The sequence below is a fragment of the Pseudomonas sp. PDM21 genome (assembly GCF_014852505.2).
Classification (GTDB): Bacteria; Pseudomonadota; Gammaproteobacteria; order Pseudomonadales; family Pseudomonadaceae; genus Pseudomonas.
In genome coordinates this window covers 5,752,833-5,765,308 of the sequence record NZ_CM181223.1, presented here as the reverse complement: position 1 = coordinate 5,765,308, position 12,476 = coordinate 5,752,833, and the positions used below count along the sequence as shown (strand labels likewise).

Below are 12,476 nucleotides of genomic sequence, written 5' to 3'. Positions count from 1 at the left end.
ATGGGAATCGATCTTCCGCTGATCTGGGCGATCATCATCATCTTCGGCGTGATGATGTACGTGGTGATGGACGGGTTCGACCTGGGGATAGGCATGCTCTACCCGTTCTTCAAGGACGAAGGCGACCGCGACGTGATGATGAACACCGTCGCGCCGGTCTGGGACGGTAACGAGACCTGGCTGGTGCTGGGGGGCGCGGCGCTGTTCGGCGCCTTCCCGGTGGCCTATTCGGCCGTGCTCTCGGCGCTGTACCTGCCGCTGATCCTGATGCTCGTCGGGCTGATCTTCCGCGGCGTGGCCTTTGAATTCCGCTTCAAGGCGCGGGCCAACAAGCGTCACCTGTGGGACAAGTCGTTCATCATCGGCTCGCTGGTGGCGACCTTCTTCCAGGGCGTGGCGCTGGGTGCCTTCATCGAAGGTATCCCGGTGGAAAACCGTGCCTTCGCCGGCGGCTCGCTGGACTGGCTGGCGCCGTTCCCGCTGTTCTGCGGCCTCGGCCTGGTGGTGGCCTACACCCTCCTGGGCTGCACCTGGCTGATCATGAAGACCGAAGGTCGCCTGCAGGAACGCATGCATGACCTGGCCAAACCGCTGGCGCTGGTGCTGCTCGCAATCATCGGCATCGTCAGCCTGTGGACCCCGCTGGCCCACGAAGACATCGCCCAGCGCTGGTTCAGCCTGCCGAACCTGTTCTGGTTCCTGCCGGTGCCGCTGCTGGTGCTGCTGACCTTCTACGGCCTGCTGCGCTCGGTGGCGCGCAATGACCACGTGAAGCCGTTCCTGCTCACCCTGGCGCTGATCTTCCTCGGCTACAGCGGGCTGGGCATCAGCCTGTGGCCGAACATCATCCCGCCGTCGATGTCGATCTGGGACGCCGCGGCCCCACCGCAGAGCCTGGGCTTCATGCTGGTGGGCGCGCTGTTCATCATCCCCTTCATCCTCGTCTACACCGCGTGGAGCTACTACGTGTTCCGCGGCAAGGTGAAGCACGGCGACGGCTACCACTAGAGGTGCGCAGCATGACTCACGAGGAACCGCAGAAGGCGCCGCTGCGCAAGCGGCTGGGCTGGCTGGTGCTGATCTGGGCGCTGAGTGTCGCCGGCCTGGGTGTCGCGGCCTGGCTGATGCGCCTGTTCATGAGCGCGGCGGGGCTGGGCACACCGCACTAGTTCCGCACAATCGATCCCATCCGGGCGCCGTGCGCGGCGCCCGTTCCCACATCCCTCGCTGGTGCTTCCAGCGGGGGATTTTTTTCAGTGCAACTTGTCGCGCTTGGCCAGGGTGGGGAACAGTTTCATCCATGCGCCAGTGACGACCAGCGTGCCGACTCCGCCGAGCACCACCGCCGGCACGGTGCCGAGCCAGTGGGCGGTGAGACCGGACTCGAACTCGCCCAGCTGATTCGAGGCGCCGATGAACAGACCGTTCACCGCGCTGACCCGGCCGCGCATCTCGTCCGGGGTTTCCAGCTGCACGAAGGCGCCACGGATGACCATGCTGATCATGTCCGCCGCGCCCAGCACCACCAGCACCGCCAGGGAGAGCCAGAAGGAGGTCGACAGGCCGAAGGCGATGGTGGCGACGCCGAAGATACCGACGGCGAGGAACATGATCCGCCCGACGTTGCGCTCGATGGGGAAGCGCGCCAGCCAGAACGACATCAGCAGCGCGCCCACCGCCGGGGCCGAACGCAGCAGACCCAGACCCCAGGGGCCGGTGAGCAGAATGTCCTTGGCGAACACCGGCAGCAGCGCGGTGGCGCCGCCCAGCAGCACGGCGAACAGGTCCAGGGAGATGGCGCCGAAGATGTCCGGGCGGCTGCGGATGAAGCGAATGCCGGCGAGCAGCGACTCCAGGGTCGCCTTGCCCTGCGCCGCCGGCGACTGGCGTTTGGGCAGGGTGAGCACCAGCGTGCAGGCGATGAAGTACAGCACCGCGGTCGGCGTGTAGACCCAGAAGGCGCCGAAGGCATAGAGGAAACCACCGAAGGCCGGCGCCGCAATGGTCGCCGCCTGCATCGCCGAGGCTGAAGCCGCCACGGCGCGCGGGAACAGCGCGGTGGGCACGATGTTTGGCAGCAGCGCCTGGGTGGTCGGCATCTCGAAAGCCCGTGCGGTGCCCAGCAGGAAGGCCATCACGAAGATCATCTCGCGGGTCACGTTGTCAGTGCTGGCGCCAATCACCAGCGCGACAGCGATCAGGCCCTGGCCGATCTGGCAGAGCGAGGCGATGCGCCGACGGTCGTAGCGGTCGGCGACGTGGCCGGTGTGCAGCATGAACAGCACGCGCGGGGTGAACTCCACCAATCCCACCAGGCCCAGGTCGAGCACGTTGTGGGTCAGTTCGTAGATGTGCCAGCCGATGGCCACGGTGATCATCTGGAAGGCGCTGGCCGTGCAGACTCGCGCGAGCCAGAAAGCGAGGAAGGGGCGGTGGCGCAGCAGGGACGTGGCTTCGGCGGTCATGGAAAGTGCTTTCGTTAGGGGGCTAAGCAAGGGGTGCGCAGCGTAGCACGCTGTAACACTTTTGCGCCTGTCGTCGGCGAAACCCGCAATTGGCGAATAGTCTCGACCGGTCGACTAAAATTTTCATCGCCGCGACAGGCCGCCCGATTGACTTTGCTTCGCACTATTGAGGTGCGTTAAAGTTGACAGAAGAGTCAGGTTTTCCTGCAGGATCTTTCCTTCGGCGCCATCCCCGAGGCGCCCGCGATTCCGCGCCCTCCGAACTCTCTCCAGCACAGAAAAAACGACATGGGCGGGCCTTCACCGTCCAGAGGATGAACCATGTCCAACCGTGATATTTCCCGGCGCGCCTTCCTGCAAGGCGGGCTGATTGCCGGTGTCAGCGTGACCATGGCGCCGCTCGGTAGCCGGGCTTTCGCTGCCCTGATGGAAAACTCCGTCACCGTCTCCCCCCAGCAGTGGATGGGCCACGACGGCAAGGCGCGTTTCCGTAACGACGCGCTGTCCAAGGTCTGCGGCAACAAGGTGTTCGCCCGCGACATCCGTTCCAAGGACATGCCCGGCTGGCCGCAGCAGCAGGGCCACGCCATGTTGCTCAAGACCATCAAGGCCGACCGCATCTTCGACGGTATCGACCTTGCCTGGCTGGGCGCCGAGCTGCAGCCCGACCGCATCGTCACTGCCGAGGACCTGGACAAGGACGGCATCGTCTTCCCCGAAGCCCACGCCCCGGACCCGCTGCTGCCGCGCGGCAAGGTGCCGATGTTCATCGGCCACCCGGTGGCCATCCTGATCTGGAATGACTTCGAGCGCTTCCGTCAGGCCAAGCTGAAGATGAAGTTCAACGACAAGGCGATCCGCTACGGCGCGCAGGCCCCGCTGTACCAGGGCGATCCCTACGGCAGCTTCCGCTACGTGCGCGTCGGCGGCGCAACCTCGGCCGATCCGGACGAGTTCTCCAGCCTCAAGGACTCGATCCTCTTCCCGATGATCCGCGAGCGCAAACCGGCGTGGAACCAGCAGCCCAACCAGCACGGTGACCTCACCGAGCAGGGCCTGTTCTACGCGCAGAAGATCAAGGACCAGATCGACAACCCGCCGGAGAACTGGCTGGTCTTCGACGAACGCTACAAGACCCCCTCCATCGAGCCGGCCGCCATGGAGCCGGACAACGGCAACGGTTGGTACGACCCGGCGAGCAAAACGCTGCACTTCGTGGTCGCCACCCAGTGCCCGTTCGAAGCCGCCTTCGAGACGGCGCACATGATCGCCCCGTCGCGCTTCGGCCTGGCCAAGCTGAACATGCACCCCGGTTACACCGTGGGTTACGGCTCCAAGGACCACAACATCTTCGTCTATTACGCGGCCCTGGCTGCGCTGTACGGCAACGGTGTACCGGTGCGCCTGGCCAATGACCGCTACGAGCAGTTCCAGAGCGGCATCAAGCGCCACCCGTTCGATATTCGCTACCAGCTGGCGGTGGACAAGAAGGACATGACCTTCAAGATCTTCCGCACCGAGATGAGCGTGGACGGCGGTGGTCGCATCAACTACAGCCCGTCCGTGGCCGCCGTGGGCGCTACCGCTGCGCAGTCGATCTACTACATGCCGCAGAACGACCTGCAGGTGACTGCCTACCATTCCCGCGCCGTCGAGGCCGGCTCCATGCGTGGCTACGGCACCCTGCAGAGCATGGCCGCCACCGAGATGATGGTGGATGAGATCGCCGGTCGCCTGGGCGTCGATGCCATCGAGCTGCGCCGCGTCAACGCACTCAAGTCCGGCATGAAGAACACCCAGGGCGCGATTCCTGCCGGCGCCCTGCGCCTGCACGAGATACTCGACAAAGCCGCCGCCCACGAGTGGTGGAAGACTCGCGACGCGCGCAAGAAAGAGATGGACGCCAAGGACCCGGATCACTGGTACGGCGTTGGCTTCGCCATCTGCCAGAAGGACTTCGGCACTGGCTCCGAAGCGCCCATGGCGAGCATCGAGTTCGATGCCCAGGGCAAGGTGCACATGCGCCATATCGGCATCGAGATCGGCACGGGCATGTCCACTTCCCAGGCGCTGGTGGTGGCCGACTTCCTCGGCAAACCGGCGGACGAGATGAAGACCGCCGAAACCGAGTGGCCGGAGCTTCAGCTGCTCAGCGGCGAAGACCCCTACACCATGAGCCAGCCCACCCAGGACGAGAAGCTGCGCAACCCGCGCTGGGTCGGCAAGTACGCCTCGGCGTCGTCGGCGACCAACTCGGCCTACTACTTCAGCCACGCCACCCGTGAAGCGGCGCGCGTGCTGTTCAACCACGGCCTGTGGCCGGCGGCCCTGGAAATCTGGCGCCGCGGCCCGTTCAACGGCGCGGCCAACCCGCTGGTGGTGCGTCGCGAAGACGCCCACTGGGTCGACGGCAAGCTCACCGCCAACGGCCTGCAGCCGCTGTCGTTCGCCGAGCTGGCCAAGGTCGCCCACGACAAAGGCCTGGTTACCGGCGCTACTGTCCATGGTTTCAACCGCTGGAGCTGGGCGGAGTGCGATTACGTCATCGACGGCGTGCGCGACCGCTTGCCGCTGGACGCCCTGGCCGTGAAATACGGCGACGGCGCTCCCGGCGTGAAGAAGGCGCAGATGAACAGCGCCGGTTTCCATCTGCTTGACCGCCAGAACGTGGCCTATCCGCCGGTGCAGCTGAACAACGCCGCGGTGACCTACTACAGCCCGGTGGCGACCATCGTCGAGCTGAAGGTGAACAAGGGCAACGGAGAAGTCAGCGTGCTCAATCACCACAGCTGGATCGAGTGCGGCCGCGTACTGGTGCCGGAACTGGTGAAAGGCCAGATCGAAGGTGGCACCGCCATGGGCATCGGCCATGCGCTGCTCGAAGACATGCCGCTTTACGAGGGGGGGCCGGGCGAGGGCGACTGGAACTTCAACCGCTACCGTCTCCCGAAGGCGAAGGACGTGGCCGTCTGGCAGCAGAGCTCGGAAATCCTTCCGCCGCTCTCGCCCAGCGACCCGTCCAAGGGCATCGCCGAAGTGGTGATGATCCCGGTGGTCGGCGCCATCAGCAACGCCGTGGCCCACGCCATCGGCAAGCGTGTCCGCGACCTGCCCATCACCCCCGCTCGCATCAAGGAGGCCCTCCATGGCTAACCGTCCGCTCAACCTGACCCTGAATGGTCAAACCGTCGGTCCGGTCGAGGTTCCCGAGGACCTGCCGATGATCGACTACCTGCACGAATACCAGAACCTCACCGGTTCGCGCCTGGGCTGCGGCCAGGGCATCTGCCACGCCTGCGTGGTGATCGTCGACAACCCCGATGGCACGAGCGAGGAAGTGCGCACCTGCATCACCGGCGCGCACTACTTCGAAGGCAAGAAGGTGCGCACCATCGAGGGCCACGCCAAGCGCGAGGAAGATGGTTCGGTGAAGGAGCTGAACCCGATCCAGCAGAAGTTTGTCGACCGCTTCGCCTTCCAGTGCAGCTACTGCGCGCCGGGCTTCGTCAACGCAGCCACTGTGCTGGTGGAGAAGGCCCAGCGCCAGCCGCTGAAGAAGAGCGAACTGGAATCGACCATCGAAGCGAGCCTCGGCCACCACATCTGTCGCTGCACCGGGTATGTGCGTTATTACGACGCCACCCGCGAAGTGCTGACCGATCTCGGCCTGGTCAAGGAGGGCTAAGCATGCAGCGCATTCTTTCCGGCCTCACGCTGGCCATTGGTCTTGGCCTGGCGCTTAGTGCCCAGGCGGCCGACCAGGAGCTGATCAAGCGCGGCGAGTACGTCTCCCGCGCCGCCGACTGCATGGCCTGCCACACCGCCGAGGGCGGCGCGCCGTTCGCCGGCGGCCTGCCGATCCACTCACCGTTCGGCACCATCTACGGCAGCAACATCACCCCGGACAAGGAGTTCGGCATCGGCAACTACAGCGCCGACGACTTCTTCGCCGCCGTCACCCAAGGCAAGCGCAAGGACGGGGCCAATCTCTACCCGGCCATGCCCTACACCTCGTACCACCTCATCAAGCGCGAGGACAGCGATGCCCTCTACGCCTACCTGATGAGTCAGACGCCGGTGCACCGCGCCGCACCCGAAACCAGCCTGAGCTTCCCGTTCAACGTGCGCATGGGACTGTCGGGCTGGAACATGCTCTACGGCAAGAGCGTTCAGCTGGAGAACGTCGAGGGCAAGAGCGCGGCGTACCAGCGCGGGCAGTACCTGGTGGAAGTGCTCGGCCACTGTGGTGAGTGCCACACCCCGCGTAACCAGATCGGCGCCCTGCAGCAGGACAAGCGCCTCACCGGCGGCCTGCTAAACGGCTACAGCGCCCCGAGCCTGCTGGCCCAGGACCTGGCCGAGCGCGGCTGGACCAGTGCCGACCTCACCGGCTTCCTCAAGCACGGCATGAGCCCGCAGGGCAGCATGTTCAACGAGATGTTCCCGGTGATGCACCTGAGCACCCAGCACCTGGCTGACGAGGACCTGGCCGCCATGTCCACCTACCTGCTCGGCGAACAGCCGCCGCAGGCCAAGGTGGTCAAAGCGGTGGCCGAGGACCAGCTCAGCGACAGCGCCAAGCGCGGCCGCCAGCAATACCTCAACGTCTGCGCCGGCTGTCACGGCAACGACGGCGAGGGCAAGCCGCATATCGCCGTGGCCATGCAGGGCAACACCACCCTGCGCCTGGCCGATTCGCGCAACCTGGCCAAGGTCATTGTCGAGGGTATCCGCGAGCAGCAATTCACCGGTTTCGAGCGCATGCAGCCGATGCCGGGCTTCGCCGACAAGCTCAATGACGAGCAGCTCACCGACCTGATCAACTACCTGCGCCAGGCCTGGGGTGGCTTGCCGGGTGACATGGGCGTACAACAGGTCGCTCAACTCAAGACGGAGTGAGTCGTGCAGCATCTCGATCTGCAAGTAGTCCGGCAGGCGCTCCAGTGGTCCAACGCCGGGCAGCGCGTGTGGCTGTGCAGCGTGCTCTTCACCTACGGCTCGGCGCCCCGCGCGCCGGGCTCGCTGCTGGCAGTCAACGCCAGCGGCCAGTGGGTGGGTTCGCTGTCCGGCGGCTGCGTCGAGGATGACTTTCTCGAACGCGTCGCCGAAGGCGAGTTCAGCGAGCCGGTAGTCGTCGTGCGCTACGGCGACGGCACCGATACCCGCACGAACATCCGCCTGCCCTGCGGTGGCATCCTCGACGTGCTGGTGGAAAACCTCGCGCCCGATTGCGACGTGCAGGCCCACCTGCGCGAACTGGAGTCGGCGCTGCTCGGCCAGCGCCGCCTGCTGCGCGAAGTGAACCTGCAGGACGGCAGTCGCCGCCTGAGCAACGACCACGAGCACGGCCCGCGTGTCGAGCGTGACGAAGCCCGCGTGCGTCTGCGCGTCGGTGCTGCTCAGCGCTTGCTGCTGGCCGGCTACTCCAGCGTCGCGCACTTCTGCGCGGAGTTCGGCAAGGGCCTGGGCTTCGAAGTCATTCTCTGCGACCCGCGTGAAGAGGCGCTGGATGGCGTGGTGCTGGACGGCATCGAAATCCGCCGCGAACTGCCGTCGATCTTCATCGCCAACGGCGGCTGCCACGCGGACACCGCTGTGGTCGCCCTGACCCATGACCCGAAGATCGACGATCTGGCGATGCTCGAAGCCGTGCGCACTGAGGCCTTCTACATCGGCGTGATGGGCTCGCGCACCACGTCCGACAAGCGCCGCGAGCGCCTGCACCGCATCGGCGGCCTGAACGACGCCGATCTGGCGCGCGTGCATGCCCCCATCGGCCTCAACCTCGGCAGCAAGACCCCGGCGGAAATCGCCCTGGCCGTGCTCGCCGACATCCTGCGCACCCGCAGCGGCATCGCCCGCGAGGCGCTGTGACGGTCGTGGCGCTGGTTCTGGCCGCTGGCCAGGGCTCGCGCTTTGGCGCGGACAAGCGTCGAGCCACCTTGCCGGATGGGCGCAGCCTGCTGGCGCACAGCGTCGAACGTGCATTGGCGGTATTCGATGAAGTGCGCGTGGTGGTGCGTGACGGCGAGCGGGCGGAGGATTTCGGCCTGCCCGCCGGCTGCCGGGTTATCCACAGCCCGGAAGCGGCGCTGGGCATGGGGCACAGTCTGGCGGCTGGCGCGGCATCGCTGAGCGACTCTCAGGCTGAGGCCGTGGCCATCCTGCTCGGCGACATGCCGTGGATCGCTCCGCAAACCCTGCGTGCGCTCGCCGATGCAGCCAGCGCCTCGGGCATTCTCTTCCCGCTTCATGACGGCCAGCGCGGCCACCCTGTGCTGTTCGGCCGCGAGTTCTGGCCGGTGCTGACACAGCTCACCGGCGACGAAGGTGCACGCACGGTGGTGCAGGCCAATCGAGATCGTTGCATCACCCTGGAAGTTACTGACGCAGGCGTGCTGCGCGACGTCGACACCCCGGCCGCACTGAACCTGTAGGAGCGGGCCATGCCCGCGACAGTCTGGCAGCCGCGTAGGGCGAATAACGCGCCAGCGTTATCCGCCGCAAAAGCCACCGGCGGATAACCTGTTCCAGGTTATGCGCCCTACGAGTCTACAAGGATCAATGCTGCGCCAGCCACTGGGTAATGCGCGGCCAGACTTCCAGGCTGGCATTGCGCGAGAGCAGCAGGCGGTTGTGGTTGTAGTCCTCCCGCGCCCCCGTCGCCAGCCCGAACAGCTCCAGCTTCGCCTGCGCTCCGCCAAAGGCCTTCACCAGCGCCTCGCACCCGGCGACCGGCGCGATAAAGGTATCGCCGCCGCCCGCTACGCCCAGCACCGGTAGCTCGACAGCGCCCAGCCCGGCCAGATAGTCGAAGCCTTCCAGCGAGTCGAAGCGCCGGCGGAAATTCCACTGGCACCACTGACGCATTAGCCGGGCGCTCTCCGCCTCGGGGCCGACGCTCTTCGCGCGGCTGGGCGCGATGCGCCGCCAGCGCAGCATCCAGTCGAAAGCCTGCAGCATCAGCCAGTGCCGCGGGCTGGTGCCGGCCGCGGTGGCCTGTGAACCGATCAGCACCAGTGAGCGCAGGCGGCGCTGCGCCGGTTCGGGATGGCGTGCGGCCCACATCGAGACGATCAGTCCGCCGCCGGAGTGGCCGACCCAATGCAGCGCCGCCTGCCCGGTGCGCTGGCTCACGGCATCGAGAATCGCCGGCACGTCCTGCTCGGCCACGTCGTCGAAGCTATGCAGGAATTCATTGCGCCCACTGTCGCCATGCCCGCGCCAGTCGAACAACCAGCAGGCGAAGCCCTGGCTGCCCAGGTAATTGGCGAGCCCCAGGCAGCTGCGGTGGTTGGAGAAGGTGCCGTGGGTCAGCACCACCGGCACGCCGTCCGCCGGGCCTATGCGGCGCAAGGCAAGATCGACGCCGTCGGCGGTGCGGATCAGTTCGGGCGGGAGGAGGGCGGCTTCTTGTGCGGTCATGGCGCGCATCCGGGTGGGGGCGAACCATGCTGCTCCGGCACGACGGCCGGAGCAATCCCGAGCGCTCATTTGGTCGCTTTCAGCACCACGAATTTCGGATTTGCCGCCACCTGCTCGACGCCGCGGAACAGCCGCTTGAGCTTGGCGTGGTAGCCCAGGTGGCGGTTGCCGACGATCCACAGCTCGCCGCCGGTGACCAGCGCGGCGCGGGCCTGCTGGAACATGCGCCAGGCGAGGAAGTCGCCGACCACCTGCTGCTGGTGGAAGGGCGGGTTGCACAGGATCAGGTCCAGGGAGTCGGTGGTCTGGCTGGCGAGGCCATCGTCGGGGTGGATATCCACCGGACGGTCGCCCAGGGCGGCCTGCCAGTTCTCCCGCGCGGACTGCACGGCCATGTACGACTCGTCCACCAGTGTCAGCTCGGCCTGCGGATTGAGCAGCGCGAAAGCGATGCCCAGCACGCCGTTGCCGCAGCCCAGGTCCGCCGCGCGCACGGCGTGGTGCACTTGCGGCAGGTGCGGGAGGAAGGCGCGGGTGCCGATGTCCAGGCCTTCGCGGCAGAACACGTTGGCGTGGTTCAGCAGCGTCAGCGCGGGTTTGTCCAGCCGGTAGCGACTCGGATAGGGTGAGGAGGGCGCGGGGCGCGCTTCGGCCGTCGCCACCAGCAGGCGGGCTTTCTTCACGGCGAGCGAAGCCTGCATCGGACCGATGTACTTTTCCAGCAGGTCGCCGGCGGCGCGCGGCAGGTGCTTGATCATGCCGGCGGCGACGACTTTCGCGCCCGGCGCGAGCTGGCCGTGCAGACGGATCAGCTGTTCCTCCAGCAGGGCGAGGGTCTTGGGCACGCGGATCAGCACGTGGTCGAACGGGCCTTGTGGGGTTTCGCTGGCGGGGACGAAGGTCAGCGGCGCTTCGGCGAGGCCGTTGCGTTCGAGGTTTCGCTCGAGGGCGATTAAGCCCAGGTGCGAGTCGCCGCTGCTGGTCAGGCGCACATGGGGAACGAGACTGGCGGCGAGGGCGCCGAAGCTGTCGTTGAGCACCAGCACGCGGCTGTCCGCACCGACGCCTTGCTCATGGAGATGGCTGAGCAGGTACTCGTCGGCCGCATCGAAGGCCTGCAGCGGGTCTTCGCGCTGTTCGGGGTGGCGGACCAGGTCGAGCTGGGCGAAGGGGCTGGCGAGGACGGGCATGGGACTCTCGAAACGACGGAAATGGCTGAGATAGAGGTGCTGCTTCGTTGGCAATGAGTAGTGGCTTATTGCAACGAGTTTGTCATCAAATTGAGACGTGGTTGACTCGCAATTGCTTGTGCGGGCCAGCGTTATACCGAAAAATTATGACCTATCCGCCCCGCCTTCGTCTGCGTGGCGGCTTCCCAATAATAACCGGGCGGTCCATGCGACCCGGTAGGGCCCGATCCCGGAGTTGCGCTCCGCCGACCGACGGCCACTCTTCCAAGTCTTCACGAATCCTCGACACGCGACAGTCGTTCGCGCGCCGGGCTATTGCCATTGCATAAGGATATCGATGTACCAGTCGTTGCTCGGGGTGGCGTTGTCCGCCCTTTTCCTCGTGGCTCAACCGGCCTTCGCCGAAGAGCCCATCGTCATCAAGTTCTCCCACGTCGTCGCCGATGACACGCCCAAGGGCCGCGGTGCGCTGCTGTTCAAGAAACTGGTGGAAGAGCGCCTGGCCGGCCAGGTGAAGGTCGAGGTGTTCCCCAACTCCACGCTGTTCGGCGATGCCGACGAGCTGCAGGCGCTGCAGGACGGCAAGGTGCAGATGCTGGCGCCGTCGCTGTCGAAGTTCGAGGGCTACACCAAGCAGCTGGAAGTCTTTGACCTGCCGTTCCTGTTCGACGACCTGGAAGCGGTGAAGCGCTTCCAGAAGCGCGACAAGAGCCGCGAACTGCTGCATTCCATGGCGCGCTCGGGCATCTACGGTTTGGCCTACTGGAACAACGGCATGAAGCAGCTCTCGGCCAACCGTGAACTGCGCGCGCCGGCCGATGCCAAGGGCCTGGCCTTCCGCATCCAGCCGTCTTCGGTGATCAACGCCCAGTTCGGCCTGCTCGACGCCACGGCGGTGAAAATGCCCTTCGCCGAGACCCTCAAGGCGCTGCAGGACGGCAAGGTGCAGGGCACCGAGAACACCTGGTCGAACATCGGCAGCCAGAAGCTCGACAGCGCCCAGCCGTTCATCACCGAGACCAACCACGGTGTGCTCAGCTACATGGTGATCAGCAACCAGAAGTTCTGGAACAGCATGCCCTACCCGGTGCGCACCCAGCTGGAAAGCATCATCGAAGAAGTCACCGTCGAGGTGAACAAGGACGCCGAAGCGCTGAACCAGAAGGAGCGCGAGCACGTGGTCGCCAACGGCAAGGCGCGCATCGTCGCCCTGACCCCGGCCGAGCGCGAAGCCTGGCGCACCGCCATGCAGCCGCTGTGGAAGCAGTTCGAGGGCGAGATCGGCACCGACGTGCTGCGCGCCGCCCAGGTGGTGAACCGCAAGCATTGATCCAAAGGGACTGATCCAGAGCAGGCTTGTGGCGATCTCCCCGGATAGCCACAAGCCTTGCGGGTG

At 66.1% G+C, this 12,476-nt stretch carries 11 protein-coding genes; 8 read left to right on the top strand and 3 right to left on the bottom strand.

The genetic code is table 11. The features are described from left to right. Together cydB and IB275_RS26625 are read left to right on the top strand one after the other, a co-directional pair. Complete coding sequence (cydB, locus tag IB275_RS26630; protein WP_138214178.1) at positions 1-1,008, top strand: cytochrome d ubiquinol oxidase subunit II; 1,008 nt, start codon at positions 1-3, stop codon at positions 1,006-1,008. Positions 1,009-1,019: 11 nt separating this feature from the next. Then, positions 1,020-1,169 carry a DUF2474 domain-containing protein gene (locus IB275_RS26625; protein ID WP_192292753.1) on the top strand — a complete coding sequence of 50 codons (150 nt, stop codon included), beginning with the start codon at positions 1,020-1,022 and terminating at the stop codon, positions 1,167-1,169. Positions 1,170-1,253: 84 nt separating this feature from the next. Here IB275_RS26625 and IB275_RS26620 read toward each other — a convergent pair whose 3' ends face one another. Further along, positions 1,254-2,465, bottom strand: coding sequence for an MFS transporter (locus IB275_RS26620; protein ID WP_192292751.1), 1,212 nt, complete (start codon positions 2,463-2,465; stop codon positions 1,254-1,256). Between the two features lie 321 nt (positions 2,466-2,786). On the opposite strand from IB275_RS26620, the gene IB275_RS26615 reads away from it, so the two are divergent. From IB275_RS26615 to IB275_RS26595, 5 genes are read left to right on the top strand one after another with little or no spacing between them, the layout of a single operon-like run. Then, entirely contained in the window at positions 2,787-5,618 is a 2,832-nt protein-coding gene (locus tag IB275_RS26615; RefSeq protein WP_192292749.1) for a xanthine dehydrogenase family protein molybdopterin-binding subunit, read from the top strand. After that, positions 5,611-6,150 carry a (2Fe-2S)-binding protein gene (locus tag IB275_RS26610; RefSeq protein ID WP_024764769.1) on the top strand — a complete coding sequence of 180 codons (540 nt, stop codon included), beginning with the start codon at positions 5,611-5,613 and terminating at the stop codon, positions 6,148-6,150. Before IB275_RS26615 ends, IB275_RS26610 begins: the two co-directional genes overlap by 8 nt. A gap of 2 nt (positions 6,151-6,152) precedes the next feature. Beyond that, a complete protein-coding gene (locus tag IB275_RS26605) occupies positions 6,153-7,364 on the top strand; it encodes a cytochrome c (protein WP_192292747.1) in 1,212 nt (403 codons plus the stop codon). 3 nt (positions 7,365-7,367) lie between these two features. Continuing rightward, on the top strand, positions 7,368-8,339 hold the full coding sequence (locus tag IB275_RS26600; protein ID WP_192292745.1) for an XdhC family protein: 972 nt from the start codon (positions 7,368-7,370) through the stop codon (positions 8,337-8,339). After that, positions 8,336-8,902 carry a nucleotidyltransferase family protein gene (locus IB275_RS26595; protein WP_192292743.1) on the top strand — a complete coding sequence of 189 codons (567 nt, stop codon included), beginning with the start codon at positions 8,336-8,338 and terminating at the stop codon, positions 8,900-8,902. The genes IB275_RS26600 and IB275_RS26595 overlap by 4 nt, the downstream gene beginning before the upstream one ends. Before the next feature lie 124 nt (positions 8,903-9,026). Here IB275_RS26595 and IB275_RS26590 read toward each other — a convergent pair whose 3' ends face one another. Both IB275_RS26590 and IB275_RS26585 read right to left on the bottom strand, forming a co-directional pair. Beyond that, positions 9,027-9,890, bottom strand: a complete 864-nt coding sequence (locus IB275_RS26590) for an alpha/beta fold hydrolase (protein ID WP_225601721.1) — start codon at positions 9,888-9,890, stop codon at positions 9,027-9,029. Positions 9,891-9,955: 65 nt separating this feature from the next. Then, positions 9,956-11,080 (bottom strand): methyltransferase, encoded by a 1,125-nt coding sequence (locus IB275_RS26585; RefSeq protein WP_192292741.1) that lies wholly within the window; start codon positions 11,078-11,080, stop codon positions 9,956-9,958. Positions 11,081-11,417: 337 nt separating this feature from the next. On the opposite strand from IB275_RS26585, the gene IB275_RS26580 reads away from it, so the two are divergent. Continuing rightward, on the top strand, positions 11,418-12,410 hold the full coding sequence (locus tag IB275_RS26580; protein WP_192292739.1) for a TRAP transporter substrate-binding protein: 993 nt from the start codon (positions 11,418-11,420) through the stop codon (positions 12,408-12,410). The last annotated feature ends 66 nt before the right edge of the window (positions 12,411-12,476 follow it).